At 45.8% G+C, this 21,081-nt stretch carries 19 protein-coding genes, 2 tRNA genes, 1 rRNA gene, 1 riboswitch and 1 other annotated feature; of the genes, 3 read left to right on the top strand and 19 right to left on the bottom strand.

Going from position 1 to position 21,081, the window contains the following annotated elements; translation table 11 throughout:
- Positions 1-89: 89 nt before the first annotated feature.
- From T472_RS05105 to T472_RS05070, 8 genes are all read right to left on the bottom strand, one after another.
- Entirely contained in the window at positions 90-359 is a 270-nt protein-coding gene (locus tag T472_RS05105) for a hypothetical protein (protein WP_040906732.1), read from the bottom strand.
- A gap of 31 nt (positions 360-390) precedes the next feature.
- On the bottom strand, positions 391-2,118 hold the full coding sequence (locus T472_RS05100; protein WP_023388378.1) for an aldehyde ferredoxin oxidoreductase C-terminal domain-containing protein: 1,728 nt from the start codon (positions 2,116-2,118) through the stop codon (positions 391-393).
- 22 nt (positions 2,119-2,140) lie between these two features.
- Positions 2,141-2,371, bottom strand: a complete 231-nt coding sequence (locus T472_RS05095; protein ID WP_023388377.1) for a MoaD/ThiS family protein — start codon at positions 2,369-2,371, stop codon at positions 2,141-2,143.
- A gap of 105 nt (positions 2,372-2,476) precedes the next feature.
- Positions 2,477-3,757, bottom strand: coding sequence for a serine--tRNA ligase (gene serS / locus T472_RS05090; protein WP_023388376.1), 1,281 nt, complete (start codon positions 3,755-3,757; stop codon positions 2,477-2,479).
- Between the two features lie 69 nt (positions 3,758-3,826).
- Positions 3,827-4,023, bottom strand: a binding site (T-box leader).
- A gap of 9 nt (positions 4,024-4,032) precedes the next feature.
- The gene (locus T472_RS05085; protein ID WP_023388375.1) at positions 4,033-4,290 is read right to left on the bottom strand and encodes a DUF1667 domain-containing protein; all 258 of its coding nucleotides are present in this window, start codon (positions 4,288-4,290) and stop codon (positions 4,033-4,035) included.
- Positions 4,291-4,300: 10 nt separating this feature from the next.
- Entirely contained in the window at positions 4,301-5,686 is a 1,386-nt protein-coding gene (locus T472_RS05080) for an FAD-dependent oxidoreductase (protein ID WP_023388374.1), read from the bottom strand.
- 11 nt (positions 5,687-5,697) lie between these two features.
- Positions 5,698-8,406 carry a UPF0182 family membrane protein gene (locus T472_RS05075; RefSeq protein WP_023388373.1) on the bottom strand — a complete coding sequence of 903 codons (2,709 nt, stop codon included), beginning with the start codon at positions 8,404-8,406 and terminating at the stop codon, positions 5,698-5,700.
- A 45-nt stretch (positions 8,407-8,451) separates the two neighbouring features.
- On the bottom strand, positions 8,452-8,976 hold the full coding sequence (locus tag T472_RS05070) for an HD domain-containing protein (protein ID WP_023388372.1): 525 nt from the start codon (positions 8,974-8,976) through the stop codon (positions 8,452-8,454).
- Between the two features lie 223 nt (positions 8,977-9,199).
- Here T472_RS05070 and T472_RS05065 point away from each other — a divergent pair, with 223 nt between their 5' ends.
- Positions 9,200-9,607, top strand: a complete 408-nt coding sequence (locus T472_RS05065; RefSeq protein ID WP_023388371.1) for a secondary thiamine-phosphate synthase enzyme YjbQ — start codon at positions 9,200-9,202, stop codon at positions 9,605-9,607.
- A gap of 35 nt (positions 9,608-9,642) precedes the next feature.
- Here T472_RS05065 and queF read toward each other — a convergent pair whose 3' ends face one another.
- The 11 genes from queF to T472_RS05010 all read right to left on the bottom strand — a co-directional run bounded on the left by queF (position 9,643) and on the right by T472_RS05010 (position 17,125).
- On the bottom strand, positions 9,643-10,125 hold the full coding sequence (gene queF / locus T472_RS05060; RefSeq protein ID WP_023388370.1) for a preQ(1) synthase: 483 nt from the start codon (positions 10,123-10,125) through the stop codon (positions 9,643-9,645).
- 1 nt (position 10,126) lies between these two features.
- Complete coding sequence (locus tag T472_RS05055) at positions 10,127-10,621, bottom strand: QueT transporter family protein (RefSeq protein ID WP_023388369.1); 495 nt, start codon at positions 10,619-10,621, stop codon at positions 10,127-10,129.
- A gap of 201 nt (positions 10,622-10,822) precedes the next feature.
- A complete protein-coding gene (locus tag T472_RS05050; RefSeq protein WP_023388368.1) occupies positions 10,823-11,491 on the bottom strand; it encodes an HAD family hydrolase in 669 nt (222 codons plus the stop codon).
- A complete protein-coding gene (gene ribH / locus T472_RS05045) occupies positions 11,484-11,951 on the bottom strand; it encodes a 6,7-dimethyl-8-ribityllumazine synthase (RefSeq protein WP_023388367.1) in 468 nt (155 codons plus the stop codon). The genes T472_RS05050 and ribH overlap by 8 nt, the downstream gene beginning before the upstream one ends.
- Positions 11,952-11,953: 2 nt before the next feature.
- Positions 11,954-13,156: a bifunctional 3,4-dihydroxy-2-butanone-4-phosphate synthase/GTP cyclohydrolase II gene (locus tag T472_RS05040; protein ID WP_023388366.1), complete on the bottom strand. Its 1,203-nt coding sequence runs from the start codon at positions 13,154-13,156 to the stop codon at positions 11,954-11,956.
- A gap of 11 nt (positions 13,157-13,167) precedes the next feature.
- Positions 13,168-13,815 carry a riboflavin synthase gene (locus tag T472_RS05035; protein WP_023388365.1) on the bottom strand — a complete coding sequence of 216 codons (648 nt, stop codon included), beginning with the start codon at positions 13,813-13,815 and terminating at the stop codon, positions 13,168-13,170.
- Positions 13,796-14,908 (bottom strand): bifunctional diaminohydroxyphosphoribosylaminopyrimidine deaminase/5-amino-6-(5-phosphoribosylamino)uracil reductase RibD, encoded by a 1,113-nt coding sequence (gene ribD, locus T472_RS05030; RefSeq protein ID WP_023388364.1) that lies wholly within the window; start codon positions 14,906-14,908, stop codon positions 13,796-13,798. The genes T472_RS05035 and ribD overlap by 20 nt, the downstream gene beginning before the upstream one ends.
- 128 nt (positions 14,909-15,036) lie before the next feature.
- A riboswitch (FMN riboswitch) is annotated at positions 15,037-15,151 on the bottom strand.
- Positions 15,152-15,271: 120 nt separating this feature from the next.
- Positions 15,272-15,347: transfer RNA gene (locus T472_RS05025), tRNA-Ala, on the bottom strand.
- 1 nt (position 15,348) lies between these two features.
- Positions 15,349-15,425 (bottom strand) — tRNA-Ile (locus tag T472_RS05020).
- A 3-nt stretch (positions 15,426-15,428) separates the two neighbouring features.
- Positions 15,429-15,546: ribosomal RNA gene (rrf, locus tag T472_RS05015) — 5S ribosomal RNA — on the bottom strand.
- Between the two features lie 295 nt (positions 15,547-15,841).
- The gene (locus T472_RS05010; protein WP_023388111.1) at positions 15,842-17,125 is read right to left on the bottom strand and encodes an L-cysteine desulfidase family protein; all 1,284 of its coding nucleotides are present in this window, start codon (positions 17,123-17,125) and stop codon (positions 15,842-15,844) included.
- A gap of 183 nt (positions 17,126-17,308) precedes the next feature.
- On the opposite strand from T472_RS05010, the gene T472_RS05005 reads away from it, so the two are divergent.
- Together T472_RS05005 and T472_RS05000 are read left to right on the top strand one after the other, a co-directional pair.
- Positions 17,309-19,351 (top strand): sigma-54 interaction domain-containing protein, encoded by a 2,043-nt coding sequence (locus T472_RS05005; RefSeq protein ID WP_341372042.1) that lies wholly within the window; start codon positions 17,309-17,311, stop codon positions 19,349-19,351.
- A gap of 186 nt (positions 19,352-19,537) precedes the next feature.
- A complete protein-coding gene (locus tag T472_RS05000; protein ID WP_023388113.1) occupies positions 19,538-20,740 on the top strand; it encodes a MalY/PatB family protein in 1,203 nt (400 codons plus the stop codon).
- The last annotated feature ends 341 nt before the right edge of the window (positions 20,741-21,081 follow it).

Raw genomic sequence — 21,081 nt, 5'->3', positions numbered from 1 at the left:
GTTACTTTATCAATTAACCAGTAAATTCCATTATTTTAACCTGGGGTAGTTCGCCAATCTGCAGAGTCTCTGGCCTTCCTGAGTGTCATTCAAGCTTCAGATCCTCTCAGCCTTCTGGAGTTCCTTATATAGATCAGGAAATCCGTGGATACCATGACAAGGTTCAGTGCATAGAGGAAGACCACCTGGTCATATCTGTACAGAAGCTTGTTGAGTATCCCGCATATATAGCCTACCATGATGATACATAGGAAGAACGGGCTCTTGCCCGCTATGGATCCCGACTTCAGCGACCTGTATATCGAGAAAGGCCATGCTGCCCCAAAACACAGCAGCATGCCGATCTCAAAAATGCTCATACCTGAAAACATATTTGCCTCCTCATCATTTTCAGAATCTCCTTGGCATCGGCGGGAATTCGCCCCAGAAGGACTTGTCCCAGAACCTTTCAAACTCAGATGCTGGTATGTCCGCCACCCTTCCATGAGGCTCAAGCGGCTCTTCCCTCATCCACTCAGGCAGCCATTCTTCAGTTACTCCAGCCGCAATGTTGAACACCCTTTCCTTTTTTATGCACTCCTTGCCGATCTCGGATATGAACGAATCATCCTGGTATTCAGTTCCGAATGCGGTGTTGAACAGGTCTTTGAGAAGATGTGTCGAAGGACCGACTCCCCTTGCCACGAACGAACAGAAATAGGTATCATAGAATGCGACTGTCACCTGGATGTTCCTTGAGACATCGATTCCTCCCTCCCATCTGAACTGGTCTATCGGGGCCCTGAAAGTCACTGCAGCGGTATGGTCAGCTCCCATCGGTGTCATGGCATAGGTGGCGCCCATGCTCTTTACCCCTCTCGGATCATATCCAGCCATTGCCTGGCCCTTTACCGCAGGGACTTTATTTACTCCAAGCACCTTTCCTGCGATTGCTGCGCCACTGCCAAGTATCTTCCCAAGATGTGTGCCCTTCCCTATCTCGTCTATGAGCTCGGCTGCCTTCCTTCCATCACCCCATTCAAGTATGCCCGCATGTGCCGCCACACCGAGCGCTGCTCCGGTCTCAATGGTGTCAATGCCGTAGTCATTGCATTTCCTGTTTAGCTCCGCTATAACATCAAGGTCGTCTATGCACAGATTTGTCCCGAGCAGGGCACTTGTTTCATATTCCAGGGGCGAAACGATCTTCCTGCCATTTTTATCAGGATACACATTTGAACACCTGATGACGCAGCCCGGCATGCAGGAATGTACAGCCTTACCTTCCCCGCCCCTATCAGCCATGTTTTCAAGCATCTTCTCTCCGCTTACTGATTCAACGCCTTTGAAGTCAGCATCTGTGAATCCCCTGCCTGGCAATGTGCCAAGGGCATGGAGTGGAAGCAGTATTCCCATAGTCCCGTAATTCGTGTATGCCTGAGCGCCGGGATTCTCAAGAATCGCCTTGTGAAGAGCCAGCCTCGCCTTGATGAACTCAGCCTTATCAGAGGGTTCAGGCTTATAGGTGCCGTCATTCTGGATGACTATCGCCTTCAACCCCTTCGAGCCCATAACAGCGCCCAGTCCTCCCCTGGCTGCCGCCCTGCTGGAATCACCTTCAACATCGCTCACGAACACGCCTGCACTTAGAAGAAGGTTCTCTCCCGCCGGACCTATGGAGATTACCGATGAGTCCCTTCCGAACCTGTCAAGCAGCCTGCTTGTGGTCTCATAGGTCCCAAGGCCTGCAAATTCAGGTGCTTCAAGAAGCTCGGAACCGCTTGATGATATCCTGAGTATCCAGGACCCTTCAGCCGCTCCTTCAATAGCGATCGCACCAAGACCCTGCCTTGCCATCCTTGAGCCCGCTGTACCACCCGCATTGGCTTCCTTGATGCCACCGGTGAGAGGACTCTTGGCACCGACCGAAATCCTTCCCGTGCTTGTGACACCGAATCCCTCAAGAGGACTTGAAGCTATGTACAGCCTGTTGTTAGGACCGATCGGGCTGCATGTCGGGATCACTTCATCACAAATCAGTGATGATACCAGACTTCGGTTGCCGAGAAGAGCATATTTTTCCGGAAGCTCCTCCAGTCTTATAGATCCTGTTCCCATGTTGACTCTCAGTATTTTCATGTTATCCCCCATTTCCTTCTCTTCAGCCCCCTCCGATGAACGGCAGCAGCTGAAGCCTGTCTCCTTCATTGATATGTTCGTTCCTGTCAATAAATCTTCCATCACTCATTATTGCCATGATTTCATCGTCAGCAATACCAAGGATCTGCATAAGTTCTCTGATGCTGGTTTTCTCAGGGACATCAACTTCAAGCCATTTTTCTCCCCCCAGCCTGTCCTTTGTAGCCCCATAGGTCCTTACACTTGCCTTCAAGCCAATTCTCCTTAAGATAGAATTACACCCCGTGCTGATACCATTATAATACAGTATCGGATGCATGGGGTGTATAAATCATTCATATTTGTTTTCAGTATCCTGTTATCTTGTTATTGCTTCCTTACCCTTCAGGTATGGCCTGAGGACTTCAGGGATGGTGACTGAGCCGTCCTCATTCTGGAAGTTCTCAAGGATCGCTGCAACGGTCCTGCCGATTGCGACTCCTGAACCATTCAGCGTATGGACAAACTGAGGCTTGTCCTTCGGGGTTTCCTTGTATTTGATATTTATCCTTCTTGACTGGAAATCCTCGAAGTTCGAACAGCTTGATATTTCCACGTACCTGTTGTAGCTTGGCATCCATACCTCGATGTCATACTTGAGGGCTGCTGTGAAACCAAGGTCCCCCTTGCATATCCTGACGATCCTGTAAGGTATTCCGAGGCCCTGAAGGACCCTCTCGGCATCCTCTACAAGCTTGTCCAGCTCGGCATATGAATCCTCTGGCTTAGTGAACTTGACGAGCTCCACCTTGTTGAACTGGTGCTGCCTGATAAGTCCTCTTGTATCCCTTCCTGCAGAACCTGCCTCAGCCCTGAAGCAGGCTGAATAGGCCACATGCTTCAACGGCAGCGTATCGCCCGAGAAGGTCTCATCCCTGTACATGTTCGTTACAGGCACCTCTGCCGTAGGAATCAGGAAGTAGTCGTCATTTGTCACCTTGAACGCGTCTTCTTCGAATTTCGGGAGCTGTCCCGTACCTGTCATTGAGGTCCTGTTGACCATGAATGGCGGGAATATTTCTGTGTAGCCATAATCGGTATGTGTATCAAGATAATAGTTGATTACAGCCCTTTCCAGTGTCGAGCCGAATCCCTTGAGTATCGTGAACCTTGAGCCTGTTATCTTGCCTGCCCTCTCAAAGTCGAGGATATCAAGGTCTGTGCCTATGTCCCAGTGCGCCTTGGGATCGAATCCGAATGCCTTGGGTTCTCCCCATCTCTTGATCTCGACATTGTCAGCATCAGTCGCTCCATCCGGTACCAGCTCGTTTGGTATGTTAGGGAGTCTCAGCATGATATATTCGATCTCAGCGTCGATGTCCTTCACCTTCTGGTCAAGGATCCTGACCTCATCTCCGAGAGCCTTCATTTCTGCCATGATGGCTGAAGTATCCTGTCCGGCCTTCTTGAGCTTTGGTATCTCAGCTGATACCTGGTTCCTTCTCGACTTGTCAGCCTCAACATTGACAAGTATCTGCCTCCGTTCCTCATCGAGAGCGACGACCCTGTCGATGTCCGACAGGTCAAGTGCTTCCCCCCTGTTGGCCATGAGCCTCTTTATCTCTTCAGGATTGTTCCTTATCCTTTTGATGTCCAGCATTTTTTATTCCTCCGTTTGTTTTATTCGCCTAAACAGGCTTATTTTTGGATATGAAAAAGCCATATCATCCGAAGGGACGATATGACTCGCGGTGCCACCCTAATTCAATGGTAATAACCATCCTCAAACACATGTAACGGTGTGACCGTGCTGCTCGTCGCAGCCCCTCCGAGGCGGATTCACCTGTATCAAGCATCGGGTTTTCACCAAACCACCCTGTCTCTATCTGCCTGAAAGAAGGCTACTAATCTCTTCAATGGTTTATTTCTGTATTCTTAGATTATATCTCCATCCAGATTAAAGGTCAACATCCCGACACTCTTGGTAGCTATGATGTCGATTCCCGTATTCAGGATATTGCTGCAAATAATGTCACCCTTTTTTACTGGCGTGCCTACATATACTCTTGATAACACCTTAGAGCACTCAATGAATAACGAGGTCTCAATAGGCTCAGTGCTCTTCACTGGAACCATCCTTACATTTGGATCGCCCTTCAGCCTGATTACACTTGTGTAGTACTCCTTTTCCACAACAAACCTCCTACATGGTGTCGAATTCCTTGATCCTAGAAGCGATGACCTGGGAATTCTTCTTATCGTTCATGATGTCCATGGGATTCTTGTCAAGCTCCCTGGCAAGTATCCTTATTACCTTTGTAAGGCAATGGGAGCCCTGGCATCTTCCAAATACTATCCTGGTTCTTCTCCTGACACCTTCAACTGTCCTTGCTCCCAGCGGACGCCTGATTGAATCAACTATTTCACCCTCTGTGACATTCGAGCACAGGCAGACCATGTTTCCGTATTTCGGATCAATCCTGATTAGCTCATTCCTCTCCTTGTCTGACATTTCACTGAACCTGTAGTACTCTCTTGTCTTTGATTTGAATTCGGATACCGGCATTGCCTTGAAGTGCTCAACAACAGCACTAACCGTATCTTTAGTAAGCGATGTCATGATTGAGTCAACCGCATAGCTTTTCGCCTGAACATGTATATATCCCTTTTCCGCAAATTCGCAATCCAGGAATACAGGCTCCTTCCAGTATATTGTCTGGTTCAGTATATCCACTCTTTCTGCAGGAAAAGGCCCGATAACACTTTCAACCTCCTTCTTTACTCCGGAGAATTCCTTCCTTTCATTGGTCCTGAAGGAAGCAACAAGTTTGTTGGTTGAGCTTGGAAGTATTGTCACGACTTCCCCATTTGATTTGTATCTCGTGATTATGTTCCTTATTTCACCTTTGAAATCTTTCTCGATGAGCATATTCTCGAGAATTTCAGTAGGGAACATCACTGAATCCTCATGCTTGATTGTATATCTGTCTCCGAATGTGGTCTTGATTACCAGCTTGGATGTGTATTTGTTCTTATTTGTGGTGATCTTCATTCCACCTCTAGCCTGTCTCTGGATATCTGTAACCTCTTCCTCAAGCCTGAAGCTTACCCCGTTGTCGAATGCTATCTCAGCCATTGCTGTGGCATAGTCGTATGGTGCTATTACTCCCGTGTTTTCGGAGTATATTACACAAGACGGATCATCCTTTATAAGCGGATTCCTTTTTATCGGTCCGTCTTCTGAAAGCAAGCTTATTCCCTCTATTCCTCTCCTGACCGCCCTGTCGTATATCCTTTTTGCTTCATCCTTATCCCTGTAGATAGTGAATGACGGGACCTTCTCGTGGAAAACACCCAGGGCCGTGGAAAGCCTCCCCAACTCTTCGGAGCTTTCCTTGATTCTCCTGAATACCGCCTCGTCCTCCTCATCCTTGCCATCCAGTATCAGGGATGAGTTGAAAAGGGCAGCATCTTCAGCAATATCGAAATTCTTCTCGATAACCGCAATATTCAGGCTGTACTTGCAGAGCTCATAGGCAAGTGAGCATCCAACAAGACCGCCGCCAAGGATCACTACATCATAATCCATATTCAGTCCTCCTAATCCTGCAGCGCTTCAATTACCTTGCCCAGCTCTTCAATGAGCCTTCCATACTCAGCCCAGTTTCCGTCCCGTTGAGCTGCAATGGCAGCCTCATATAGCGCCATAGCCTGCTGAAGAAGGTCTCCTGGCACCTCTCCCGGCTTTCCTGGCTCTTCAGGGGTCTCCCCTCCCGGTCCGTATCCAAACAGATCCAGAAGACCCTTGTCCAGGGATTCCGCTATTACGATCCTGTCATCATTCGATACTATTACCCTCTTGACCTCAGGTATTGAATTCTCCCCTTCAGCAACAAGGTATAGTGGCACTACATAAAGAAGTGAGTCATTGATTGGTGTAATTACAATATCTCCAAAATTGACTGCTGAGCCCCTTGCGTCAAGCAGGCTTAACTCCTTCGATATTGTAGTATCCTGGTTAAGCTTGTTCCTGAACAGGTAAGGGCTCGATACCGTCTTTTGCGGCGGGAATTTGAACTCTACTATCTTGCCGTAGTTCTCCCCATCCATTCTGGCACTTACGATCGCTACCATGTTCTCTTTTCCCTTGATCGTATAGTAGTCTGTGAAAATGAGCTCCAGCTCCTCTTCTCCGGGGAATCTCGTGAACAGGCTGTATGCATCGCTGACAGACTTTGCATCAACCACAGTCCTTGTGCTCTTGGACCTCTCCCAGATATCTTCACCGTTATAGAATACGTTAGGGTCGGTCACATGATATCTCTCCATGACAACAGCCTGGTATTCAAAAAGGTTCTCAGGGTACTTGATGTGCGACCTTATACTTTCAGGCATAAGTGACATATCCTGGAACAGTCCTCCGAATATCTTGTTGAAGCTGAGTGCGATCGGGTCGTTCGAATCTGACAGGTAGAAATTCACATCCCCCGTGTATGCATCAACAGTAACCTTAACCGAATTCCTGATGTAGTTGTACCCATCAAAGGTCTGTGCATATGGGAATCTCGATGATGTCGTATATGCATCCATTATCCAGTAGAGCTTGCTGTCCGCTATCACAAGATAAGGGTCTTCATCATAAGCAAGGAAAGGTGCGATTGCGGAAACCCTGTCGACAATGTTCCTCCTTCTAAGTATCCTGGAGTCACTGTTGACTATCGAAGAGATAAGTATCTTAGGCTCCTGTTCAACTATGGAATATAGAACCTTGTTCAGCAGGCCAAGCTTTATTCCACCGTCACCTGTATATCTGTAGGTCTCGTTCTCTCCACCCTTAGGATAGTCGAATTCCTCGATATCCGTATTTACTATAGTGTAGTCTGATGTAAGCTCACCAAAATAGAGCCTGGGGTTTTCGAGCGGAATATCAGTCGAGTTGGTTGTAGGAATGTCCTTCATGAGGAAGCTCGGCTGACCCTGGCTTGTAACCGTGGATGCATCGCTCATGATCACGCCATAGCCGTGTGTATAGAAGAGATGCTTGTTCTGCCATGTCGCCGGATCAATTATGCTTGTGTCGATCTCCCTTGCAGACAGGAACACCTGCTTCTTCTCTCCATTTATGGTATATCTGTCTATATCGACATCATTGAAGTCATAATAGTACCTGATAACCTGAGTCTGCTGGATGAACTTGAGAGTCTGGTCATATGAGTTGATCTTTATCGCATCGACCACATCACGGTTCTCCTCCAGTGTATCCTTTGTCAGGTTCTTGTTTGCATCAAACGTCCTTATCTCTATCTTGTCCAGCCCGAATGCCTTCCTTGTCATATCAATATTGTTGCTTATGTACGGGCGTTCCTTTTCGAGCTCGTTTGGAGTTACCGCAACCGATTGTACTCCCACTATGGCTATACCCTCAACGACATTCATTACGAAGATCGCTGCTATTGGAACCAGAATGAATTTCGCATTCCTCTTTACCACACCATAGGAAACAACTACTGCGGAAAGAAGCGACAGACCTGCAAGAATATAAAGGAAAGGAACCTCCACCTTGACGTCAGTGTAGCCTGGACCAAAAACCACGCCTCTCGGGCTGTACATTATGTCAAATGTGCCCAGATAATAGTCTGCAGAGGTGAGGACAAGGAATATCGCTGCAAGCACTGCAAGTGGTTTTCCAGCAAATTGTATGAAACCTGTCTTCATTACCTCAAAATTACCCTTAACATCCCTCAGGTCTAACCTTCCAAGGGATGATGATGCTGAAATCACAAGGTATACCCCAACAGTGATTATGCCTATTACGACAATTATTGTCCTGGAGACAGATATGAGGAGATTAAGAAGAGGCAGCTTGAATACATAGAATGACACATCCATTCCGAATATCGGGTCTGAAATGTTAAAATCCACACTGTTCAAGAACTGCAGGATCACATACCAGTAATTCATGGCAATATTTATTGAAATGAAAAGGAAAAATACTCCTGATGCAAAATAGAAGGTCTTGTTCCTGGTTGCTATTACCCTCGATGGCTTTGGAGGATATACGGCGGAATCATATTTTTTTGTGATCCCCCTGAAATATAGGAATGAGATGACAAAAAGGATCAGAAAAATGGGTATTGTGAGTGCCACAACTGCCATGGCACGTGTAAGGAAGGTCCTTGTATATCCAACCTCATTGAACCATTGGAGCTCAGCGATCAGTGATGATGATGCCAGGAGCAGTGCTATGATTGCAACTACTATCCCGATAATGATGTTCTTCCTGTTTTTTGTAGTTCTCTTGATGCTCATACTATTATTCCCTCCCCCGGAATTAAGTGCCGGGTGTTGCTATTGTCAGTTTTCATTATCTGCAAGCCTAAGTGAATTCATCGCTCCATTGAACAGACTCTCAGTATCACTTTCACCCAGGTAACTGTAATACATATCATGGTGGTATCGCACGACCTCCCTCACCCAGGGCACATCATAGAAAATCCCCCTGCCTTCAAGTATTTCCGCTCCTATTCGCCCATGCTCCATATAGGTCTCGACTGCCTTGAATTTCAAAAACCTCTTCAATTTTTCCTTCAGCATGGCATGAGCCAGTACAATTGCTACCTTCTCGGCTATGGACAGAGGTCTTCGACACTTCCCGATATCATGGAACAAACCGATGCCAGCATATAAATGCTTAAGATCCTCCGGGGCATCCTTCTCCATTGCTTTCGCTACCCTTATACTGTGCTGCGCATCTATCTTTGAAAGCTTAAGAAACAGCGTAAGCTGACTCTTATCAAGATGTTCGACCAGATAATCCTCATCCAGCCGTTTGAATGTCCCTGAAATACTTATCAGGAACTGCTTTACCCTTCCAAGCATTCTCCACCACCTAATCCAAGTCTATACTTCGATTATATCGCATTATTCACGAAATGAATAAAATTAATAACTTATAAACAATCGGTCAACTCAATACTACAACATTTCAATTGGAGTATAATCAAATTAACAGAAATATCAGGTGTAAAGGCAATGTCCCATTACTTCATGTTCAATCGAACCTTCTGACTAGAACTTAAATATAAAGCCAGGTGGTGATATCATGATAACAAAAAAGTCAGAGATCGAAATCAAGACCTCGAAGAAAGAAGAGCTTGTGGACATAACCGAAAAAATCCGTAGCTTCGTCAAGGAAACTGGTATCAAATCAGGACTGCTCAATGTATTCTCTCACCACACTACCGGCGCTATCACAGTCAATGACGGTTCCGATGGTGATGTGGCCAGGGACATACTTCTCGGTCTGTCAAAGGCATTCCCGGAGGATAAGAGCTTCATGCACATGGAAGGCAATTCCACAGCCCATATCAAGAGCTCTACCATAGGATGTTCAGTTACCGTAATTATTACCAACGGCTATCCTGACCTGGGGTTATGGCAGTCAGTACTCTTCTGTGAATTTGACGGTCCAAGGACCAGAAAAATCCTTCTATTTGCTATGGGTGAATGAAAAAATAGCCTGCAGATCACCTCTGCAGGCTATTTTTATCTGTTGTCGACTTTTTCAGGATACATGTCGTGCTCCTCTAGCCTTCTATCGGCCACAGCTTCCCATCTGGTGCCTTTTTTCCCATAATTGCAATATGGGTCAATTGAAATCCCTCCCCTTGGAGTGAACTTTCCCCATACCTCTATATATTTGGGATCCATTATCCGGATAAGGTCCTTCATAATGATGTTCATGCAGTCCTCATGGAAATCTCCGCGATTCCTGAAGCTGAACAGGTATAGCTTCAGAGACTTGCTTTCAACCATATTTACATCAGGAACATATGATATGTATATGGTTGCAAAATCAGGCTGCCCGGTTATAGGGCAAAGGCTTGTGAATTCAGGACAGTTGAACTTGACGAAATAGTCGTTGTCCTGGTGCTTGTTTATGAAGGTCTCAAGAACTTCAGGCGTATAGTCGAATCTGTAGGTCACATCCTTGTTACCAAGAAGAGACAGGTCCTTTTCCATTCCCATCCTATATCCTGCCCTTCAAACGTGATGCGAGGACAGCTCCTGCTATTCCTGAAACAGCCTGCCCTACAGCAAGGCTTGCTACCAGCATGAGATATGGAAGGCCCAGGATGTATGACAGCCAGACAGGAACCAGGAGCGTCGGCACAACCATTATCGGAATAGCCGTTAGGTAGATGTTGTATCTTCCGAGAAGCCTGCAGAGCCCTGCAGTCAGAAGGCCTGCTGCCAGTCCTCCAGCCATATCAAGCATTCCAAGTCCACCCATGAGCGTGTTGCTCAGGAGGTTTGCAAGGCCCAGAGGAACGACAAGAAACGGATGAACCGCGGCCAGCGCATAAAGCCCTGTGGCTATCCTTATCTGATACTGACCAAAGGCAAATCCCTGGGTCAGGTACATGATCACCACATATGCTGCAATGACTATTCCCGATATCGCAAGCTTTGAGGTCCTGTTAAGTACCGGCGCAATATTTTCTCTTCTTTGTGTTGTCTGCATTTTTTTCTCCTTCTTGTTGAAACCACGCCTTAATGAACAACAAAGGATGCCATGACAATAAAAAAATGGTGCGTTGTGCGCACCATAATAAAGCCAAAATCAGCTGATCCTAGTTTTGTTTATAGACAGGATGGTTACGAACTGTCTTTTATTTTGTTTTACAGCGTATTTTACCATATTGGCAAGGGTGGTGTAAACAAGTCAGGGAAGAATATCTAGAAGCTCCCTTATATCCCTTATGCTGTAGGTAGCATCCCTTCCTTCATCTAAGCTTCCATATCCGTATTCGCAGAATATGGAAGGAATCCCGTTCCTTACTCCAGACTCCACATCATGGAACCGGTCACCAACTATGACCTGTCCCATGGGAAATCTGGACATGACACCCCTCAGAATCTCATCCTTAGGGATATATCCATGGTCTTCAGAGCATATCATGGAGTCAAAGTATTTTTCAAGGCCGAATGCCTTTGACGAGGTCTCCATGTATTTGCGGCCGCAGTTGCTGAGGAATACGAGAACATATCCCCTTTTCTTCAGTTCTGAAAGAACATGTGCAGCTCCTTCATAAAGCCTTGCAGTCCCTTCCTCGATACCTTCCCTCATGGTCCTGCCTATCATCTCACCAGCTTTTTTCCTGTAGTCTTCCTCCAGATGACCCATGAAGCTCTTCCACATTTCAGTCCTCGAATACCCCAGCCAAACTGAGATCTCCTTGTCTGTGAAGGTCCTTTCATCTGCCTTGCCTTCGTCAACAAGGTATCTGTAGGCTTTTCTGAAGGCCGGAGCATATACCCTGTTGCTTTCATGTATTGTCCCGTCGAAATCAAAATATATGGTCCTGATTCCCGACAGGGTTATCCTAGCCATTGATCTCCCCGATAAGGTTGACCATCTCTACTGCAGTGACTGCAGCATCAAAGCCCTTGTTTCCAGCCTTTGTCCCTGCCCTTTCTATGGCCTGTTCAATCGTATCAGTGGTCAACACTCCAAAGATTACAGGTATCCCAGTTTCAAGGGACACATGGGCAACGCCCTTTGATACTTCACTTGAAACGTAATCGAAGTGTGGTGTGGATCCCTTTATTACCGCACCAAGACATATGACGGCATCATACCTTTCACTGGATGCCATCTTCTTCGCAATCAGCGGAATCTCAAACGCACCGGGCACCCATGAAATTTCGATGTCATCCTCAGAGACCCCATGCCTTTTAAGCCCGTCCAGGGCTCCCGCCAGGAGCTTTCCGCCAATGAACTCGTTGAACCTTCCAACTACGATACCGTATCTTTTTCCTTCTGAAATCAGCTTTCCTTCATAAACCTTCATTTCTATTCCTCCTCAAAATTAAGCTCGTGGCCCATCTTTTCCTTCTTGGTCTTCATGTAGAATTCATTTACTTCATTATGGTTTAGCTGTATAGGGACCTTCTCGGTGATCCTGATTCCATATCCTGAAAGCCCGATTACCTTTTGGGGATTGTTTGTCATGAGCTTCAGCTCCCTGGCGCCAAGGTCATAAAGTATCTGGGCTCCGATACCATAATCTCTCAGGTCTTCCTGGAAGCCAAGTGCAAGATTGGCTTCGACCGTATCCATTCCCTGGTCCTGGAGAGCATATGCCTTGATCTTGTTGATCAGGCCTATCCCTCTTCCCTCCTGCCTCATATAGAGCAGGATGCCCCTTCCTTCACTTTCTATCCTTTTCAACGCCTCAGCCAGCTGGTCCCCGCAATCGCATCTCATTGAGCCGAATGCATCGCCAGTAAGGCATTCAGAGTGGACCCTGCAAAGGACCGGCTGGGGTGTGGTTACATCTCCCTTGACAAGTGCTACATGATGTTCGCCATTGACCTTGCTGACATAACCGATCATCCTGAAGCTCCCATACTTTGTAGGAAGGATGGTTTCAGCTACCCTCTCAACAAGTATCTCCTTGGTCCTCCTGTATTCAATGAGGTCCTTGATCGTCACTAGCTTCAATCCGTGCTTTTCACAGAATGCCTCAAGTTCAGGAACCCTTGCCATGTGTCCGTCATCCCTCATTATCTCGCAGATGACTCCGGCTGGTGAAAATCCGGCAAGCCGAGCCATATCCACAGCGGCTTCAGTATGCCCTGCCCTGACAAGGACACCACCCTCCCTTGCAACAAGGGGGAATATATGTCCAGGTCTGTTGAACTCATCAGGTTTTGCTCCCGGTTCCATTATATGGCTTATTGTTGCAGACCTCTCATAGGCAGAGATTCCTGTAGTTGATCTGTTAGAATCCACCGAAACAGTGAATGCCGTCTTCTTAGGATCGGTACTGTTTTCCACCATGTTGCAGAAATCCAGCTCCGAGGCCAGCTTGCCTGTAATAGGCATGCATATCAGGCCTCTTCCGTAGGTAGCCATGAAGTTTACAGCTTCAGGCGTAACCTTGTCAGCTGCCATAAGAAGGTCACCCTCATTCTCCCTGTCCTCGTCATCCACAACAACAACGATCTTGCCATCCTTGATATCCTTCAGTGCTTCTTCTATTGTATTGAACATTTTCTCTCCTCCTACAAAAAGCCGTTATCCTTAAGAAAATCCACGCTTATGTCCTTCTTTCGCCCGTCATCCCTGAATGAAAGCAGCCTCTCCACATATTTTCCAATTATGTCACATTCAAGGTTTATAGGATCACCTGCCTTCTTTCTCAAGAGAGCCGTTTCATCCTTTGTCGTTGGTATTATTGAGACCCTGAACCCGCTGTTGTCTGTGTCAACCACTGTCAGGCTTGTTCCATCCATGGCTATCGAGCCCTTTGCCACTATGTACTTAAGTAGCTCATCAGTACATTCCACAGAAATCCAGGTCGCATTATCCTCCTCCCTGAAGCTCCTTACATGTCCGATACCATCTATATGGCCTGATACTATATGCCCTCCGAACCTGCCTCCGGCAAGCATTGCCCTTTCAAGGTTGACAGGACTCCCTTTGACGAGGCTTCCAAGATTAGTAAGTCTCATGGTCTCAGGCATTACATCAGCTGTATATGTTGATGAATCAAAGGATGTGACAGTAAGGCATACTCCGTTGGTGCTTATGGAATCACCCTTTCTGACATTTTCAAGCACCTTGGATGCCCTGATCCTTATCTTCATCGAATTGCCTGAATGAACCACTGATTCAAGATACCCGATTTCTTCAACAAGTCCCGTGAACATCATTGTCACCTCTTTTCACATATCCCTCGATCAGGGTATCGTCTCCAAATCTTGTGACCTCAACACCATTAAGTACAAGTGCATCATCCAGCCCTGGAAATCCGTCTCCTCCGACAGGCGTCTTTGATTCGCACCCCCCAAGGATCTTTGGCGCAATGAATGTCATTACCTTGTCTACCAGACCTTCATTTATCATTGACCAGTTAAGCTCAGATCCGCCTTCCAGTAGCACGCTGTCTATACCTTCAGCCCCGAGGTGTGAACATAGGTGCTTAAGGTCGACACCCGAACCTGGTTTTCCGGAAACCAGCACCTCTACAGAATCAAGCTCCTCAAGCTCTTCATATCTATTCCTGTCATAGCCTTCTGTCGTTGCTATTATAGTCCTGCCTGGACCGTGAAGAGCTTTTGCAGTCATCGGAATCCTCAGCCTTGAGTCCACAATTATCCTCACTGGGTCACACCCACCCTCAGTCCTTGCAGTAAGAGACGGGTCGTCAGCAAGCACTGTGCCTATTCCAACCATTATGCCGGATACCCTGTTCCTAATCCTGTGGACGTATTCTCTGGATTCTTTTCCGGTAATCCACTTGGATTCCCCTTCGGAAGTAGCTGTCTTGCCATCCAGCGTCATTGCGCTTTTCATTATCACAAAAGGCTGCTTTGTGAGTATATACTTTATAAAGATCTCATTCAGCTTCTGTGCTTCCTTCTCAAGCATACCTACATCGACCCTGATTCCTGCTTCCCTGAGTATTTCAACTCCCTTTCCTGCCACCAGTGGATTGGGGTCTGTCATGGCAACTACGACCCTTCTGAATCCCTTAGCTCTAAGAAGCTCAGCACATGGAGGGGTTTTTCCGTAGTGAGAGCACGGCTCCAATGTCACATATATGGTAGAGCCTCTTACATCCTCTGTGGCGCTTCTGACTGCATTGACTTCAGCATGTGGTCCTCCGTAATATTCATGCCAGCCTTCCCCGATTATCCTTCCATCCTTCACTATTACCGCACCAACCAGAGGATTTGGATTTACTCTTCCCTCACCTCTGCTGGAAATTTCAAGGGCTCTTTTCATAAAATCCATGTCCATGATGATTCCTCCACTTTCAGCGAATAACAAACCAGCAATCATTACTCTGACCTTATTTGGAAAAACAAAAAAAGGTCCTGAATATCTTCAGAACCTAAAAAAGCCGAATATAGACGCAAGCGTCCCATTCTTGTCCTCTTTCATCCAGACTTTACTGTCGGCTTCGGAATCTAACCGAATCTGCCAAATAGGCTCGCGGGCTTTACCGCCGGTGGGGAATTACACCCCGCCCTGAAGACTTGTATCATTTCATAAAATATAACACCAATTGTTTTGACTGTCAAATATAGAATGATAAAACATTCACCAGTAATCAACAAAATTTCACGGCAACAAAAAAAGCGTCCTTAGACGCTTCTTTTGTGGTGGAGATAAAGAGACTCGAACTCTTGACCCCCTGCGTGCAAAACAGGTGCTCTCCCAACTGAGCTATACCCCCATGGTGGACCTTCAGGGACTCGAACCCCGGGCCGACCGGTTATGAGCCGGTTGCTCTAACCAACTGAGCTAAAGATCCGGAATCTGGCGACAACCTACTTTCCCACAGGGCTTCCCCTGCAGTATCATCAGCACCTTGAGGCTTAACCGTCGTGTTCGGAATGGGAACGGGTGTAACCCTCAAAGTCATAGACACCAGATAGATGTAAATTACGATGGTCGAACCTATCGCAAATTTACTATAATCAAAACGTATGCTGCAAGAATGTTGCTGATACGTATTGGTTTCTTCAAATCACCGCATGCAGTAATTTTTCAGAACAAAACTTATTATAGAGGTTATCCAGGCAACTGTCAATGGATTTTTATAAAATTTTACTCAAGGAAAAAACAGGAAAAAACAAGCTGAAAATGGATTAGTACAAGGTGGCAATACTGAACAGTGCGCTGTTCAGTATTGTCACCCTAATATCCCGAAATGATCCTTCTTTTTTATCAGGAATTCCTTGTCATTATTTCCAGAATCACCTTGTCAGTCTGCATCATACCTGGATTGCTGACAAGTCCCATATTTAATATGGCCTCCTCTGCACTGGATCCGGCAATTCCATCAGTAGGGGAGATTACTACTCCACTCATGGACAAGTATGCACTCATTAGAGCGGCACCGCTTGCTGTAGCAAGCTTCAGAGCACACCCAACCTTACCTCCATCACAAATCATACCTGTAAGGTTTCCAGCCATGTTAATAATTGTCCCTTCAATCTGCCTGTCATTACCTCCAAGAAGCTTTGTCATGGCAGCTGCAGCCGCAGAAGCGGCAGATACACCGCAGCCGCAGGTTGCTGACAGCTTTCCTGTATATTGCTTTATGTACACATTAAGCGCGTGTGAAAATGCTATAGCCCTGATCAGTTCATCCCTGCTATTTCCATTATGTGCAGCAAGCTCAACAACCGGTATTATCGCTGTAATTCCATGGTTGCCGCTGCCGGCACTGCTCATCACCGCATGAGGGCATCCAGACATTCTGCTTTCTGCGCAGGCTGCTGTCTTCATCATTATCCTGCTTTGCAGGCTGTCCCCCATGACAGTACCTGATGTCATTTCTTTCATTGCTCCAGCTATGCCTACCCCATTTTCGCCAGCCATTCCAAATTCAGCTATCTTCTCATTCATGTCGACTCCATCCATCATGAAGCTGAGGCTCTCAGTATTTACCGAGTCAACAAGCTCCCTTATATCCATTATCTTCATCCTTTTGAGCTTGCAATACAAATCCCCTTCGAATTCAGGGCTCTTAGCCAGGTTCATAAGTACCTTGTCGTTCACACTCAGATACTCGATATTTGAATGTGTATTCCTTATAATGGCCGTGCCCTTTCCATTCTCAGTTATTATTTCTGCATCTACATAAATCAGAGTCTTTGAATGGTCAATACTGACTTCAACCATCGACTCACCTACTATTCTATCCGCTTTTGATCTTATGCTTTCATCAAGGTCCTCAAGAAGCCTTAGTCCTTTATGAGGATTTCTCAGGCATGCTCCCAGCGAGGCGGCATACTTGAGCCCAACCTTATCAAATCCCGGTATGCCGACTGACATGCCATTCTTGAAGATGTTGGGATTCACTGTTAACCTTATGGATATTACCTCACCTCCAACAGCATTCGCAGCAGAGGCAGCAGCTAATGCAACTGCCACAGGCTCTGTGCAGCCCAGGGCAGGTACCACCTCCTTCTTCAATAGCTCAACCAATTCTGTTTCTGTCAGCATCCCTTATCATCCTTTCCTTGCTTGTATTCATGCTATCCTATTAAGCAAATTGCATGCCAAAAAAGCTGCTTGTAGAATTGTCGTCTATGACATACACTTTCACTGAGACATCGCATTTGCAAAAACAGCTTTGAAAGGGTGTTTATCATAAAGAAAAAAATCACTGTAATAGCATGGGATCAGGTGGCATCAAAATTTTACGAAAACCAGATAATTGATCTTTTTGGTGAGCTTGTTGTAACATCCGCTTACCATGTAAGGGATGGGTCAGTCCAAGATATCGCTGATGCGGATCTCTATGTGGTTTCTACTGATGCATTTGAAAGCATGTCAGATCTCCAGAGATACATACCTCAAGGACGCCCGATGGTCGAGATTGAGGTTACTTATACAAAGAAGGCCATAGAGGTGCTCCTTGAGCTTCCTGAAGGTACAGAAGCACTGTTCGTTAACCTGAGTGAGAAGATGGTGCGAGAGGCAATAACCCGGCTTAGCCAGCTTGGCATCAACCATATAAAGTTCACTCCATGCTATCCTGGATGCAATCCACCTGGTGGTTTCAGACTAGCAGTTACACCGGATGAGAGCAGATATGTCCCGGAAGATGTCGAAAGGATACTCAACCTTGGTCAAAGGGTTCTTGCATCGACAACAGTCGTTGAGATTGCTCTCAGGCTGAAGTTCGACTTCCTCCTTGAAAGGGAACAGTTCAGAAGCTACTTCAGGTCAATCGCTGCCAATAACTATAGCTTTGACCAGCTTTTTGGAAGGTCACTGAGGCTCGAGAGTCAGTTCGAGATACTCTTGAACATCATGGATGATGGAATCATCGGAGTTGACGAGAACAGCTATATTTTCGCATGTAATCCCAAGGCATGTGACATTGCAGGAATAACCTCTGAGAACATCGTTAACCAACCTGCATCAGAGGCTGTTCCTTTCATCCCTTTTGACGAATGCCGAAAATCAAGGAAGAAGATTGAGAACCGTCTAGTACGTATAAAAGGAGTAGACATCAACTATTCAATATCCCCGGTTATCCGAGGTTCAGAATATATGGGTTCATTTGCCACAATACAGAGGTTCACTGAGGAAGAGAGCAAGCAGCATAACCTCAGGATACAGCTGCTGAATAAAGGACATAAGGCCAAATATAGGTTTGAAGATATTATCGGAAACAGCGAAGTAATAATGAGATCTAAATCAATAGCTGGAAAAATGGCTAAGACCAACTCATCTATCCTTATAACCGGAGAAAGCGGAACAGGCAAAGAGCTGTTCGCACAGGCCATACACAACAGCTCAGCCAGAAAAGAGTATCCCTTCATTGCCATCAACTGCGCCGCTATTCCTGACAACCTTCTGGAGAGTGAGCTCTTCGGATACGAGGACGGGGCATTCACAGGTGCCCGAAAAGGGGGGAAATTAGGTCTTTTTGAGTTTGCTCACAAAGGAACCATTTTCCTGGATGAGGTCGAAGGAATGAGTCCTGCTCTTCAGATAAAGCTCCTCAGGGTAATACAGGAGGGGGAAGTAATGCGAATAGGCGGGAACAAGATAATAACAGTAGATGTGAGGATCGTTGCAGCATCCAACGAATCTCTGGATGAACTGGTTGCTTCAGGAACCTTCAGGAAAGACCTTTACTACAGGCTTAATACCCTGCCAGTCCAGCTGCCTCCTTTGAGGGAGAGAGGTGATGACATTATGCTTCTCTTAAATGTTTTCATGAAGGAATTCGGTGTACGATTCGAATTGTCCCCGAACGCAGAGAAAGCATTTATGACTCATATCTGGAATGGAAACATCCGAGAGCTTAGGAACTACGTGGAGTATCTCGCATATCTGGACAAGAATATTATAGATTGCGAGGACCTGCCTCAAAGCTTCCATTCTTGCATATCAAAACCGTCCAAAGTTCTATCAGGTACAAACGGAAGCTATGAATCAGAACTTCTTCTTCGAATTGCAGGGAATAGGCTGGATGATTATCTTTTTGTTCTCGAATGCCTGAATGAAGCATATGAAAATCATGAAACCATCGGAAGAAATTCAATAGCAGAGAGGGCTGATAATATCGGTATTTACCTGTCTCAGCAGGAAATAAGAGATATCCTCAACAAGCTTGACGGACTTTCGCTTATAAAAATTTCGAAGGGAAGAGGTGGCAGCAAAATCAACAGCAAAGGGATCACTGTTTTAAGTGATATGAGAACCAAATATTAGGATTAAAATGGTTAAAGTGGTTATACTTTAACCATTTTAATCTCTTGATTGCCGCTTATACCTGCAATAAGGAGCCATATCTTAGCATAAACTTAACTTGTTCCATAGTTATTGATAAAAACTTCAATTGGCATGCATATTGCTATACCTTCTGTGAAACAAATATAAAAACTAAGGAGGATAACATTGCAGTACAATTTCAATGAAATCATTGACCGTAAAAAAAACTTCTCAGCCAAATACGATGAAAGGATGAAAAAATTCAAGACCGATGCTGTGATACCCTTGTGGATAGCAGACATGGACTTCAAGGTAGCCGAGCCAATACAGGAAGCGATACTAACAAGAGCCGAACAGGGAATCTACGGATACACCACACGTCCTGATTCATACTATGAGGCATTCTGCACCTGGCAAAAGAACAGGAATTCATGGGATGTCGACAAAAGCCTTATCAGCTTCAGCCCTGGTGTAGTGCCTACACTATCAGTAATCGTCAGGGAGTTCACATCAAAATATGACAAGGTTTTGATTCAGACACCTGTATACCCGGAGTTCTATGAGGTAGTAGAGGCATGGGGCAGAACTGTTATTGAAAATCAGCTAGTAGAATCAGATGGTAAATATTCAATCGACTTTGATGACTTTGAAGAGAAGCTCAAGGAAAGACCCAGTATTTTCATCCTATGCAGTCCACACAATCCAATAGGAAAGATATGGACGAAGTCTGAACTTGAGCGAATGACTGAACTCTGCCGCAGGTATGGTGTCCTTATTATCTCAGACGAGATACACTCAGACCTTTTGCTTTGGGGAAACAAGCATATCCCGACTGCATCAATTTCGAAGGAATCATCTGAAATTACGATCACGTGCACATCAGCAACTAAGACCTTCAATCTTGCAGGACTACAGGCATCCTTCGCAATATTTCCGGATGCTGAAAAGAAGGAACTGTTTGATTCCTTCTGGCGAGGGCTGGATATTCACAGGAACAACTGCTTCAGCCTTGTAGCAATCGAGGCGGCTTACAGACAAGGATCTGAATGGCTTGAACAGCTTCTTAGGTATGTTGAAGGAAACATCCTTTATGTAAGGGATTATTGCGCTAAGCACATACCTGAGATAAAGCCTAATCTTCCTGATAGTACATATCTTGTATGGCTGGATTGCAGGGAGCTTGGCATGTCCAATGATGAACTCAACAGATTCATGGTACAGGATGCAGGGCTTGGCCTAAACGACGGCAATGCATTCTGCCGCGGTCTTAACGGATACATGCGGCTTAATGCGGCATGTCCGAGGAAGACACTGGAAACTGCAATGTATCAGCTTTCAAAAGCAGTAGAATCTATCACAAACAAAAATAATTATGGAAGGGTGCAGTAAAATGGTTGAGAAGAAAACGAGCGTTTGGAAAAATTACAGGTTTCCCCTTATACTCATTGGATCGATAGCAATAGGAAGCATCATCGGACTCATTTTTGGTGAGTATTCCAGTTGAAAAGTGCATGTTTTCCGGTAAAATAGAGCACCCATTCCGATAAGTGGGAGCATGTATATCCGATACATAGAGCACCTCCCTATAATGAATATAGGCACACAAGTTGTGCAAATATTATTATGGAGGTCGATAATCATGGTGAATTATCGAGAAATCATCAGGTTGAAAAGTCTGGAGTACAGCAATGCCCGTGTTGCGAGCAGCTGTGTGAATATTATGCTCAAAA

This window comes from Youngiibacter fragilis 232.1 (assembly GCF_000495435.3).
In the GTDB taxonomy this organism is placed as follows: Bacteria; Bacillota; Clostridia; order Clostridiales; family Clostridiaceae; genus Youngiibacter; species Youngiibacter fragilis.
The sequence above is the reverse complement of the archived record's forward strand: the minus strand, read 5'-3'. Positions and strand labels throughout refer to the sequence as shown.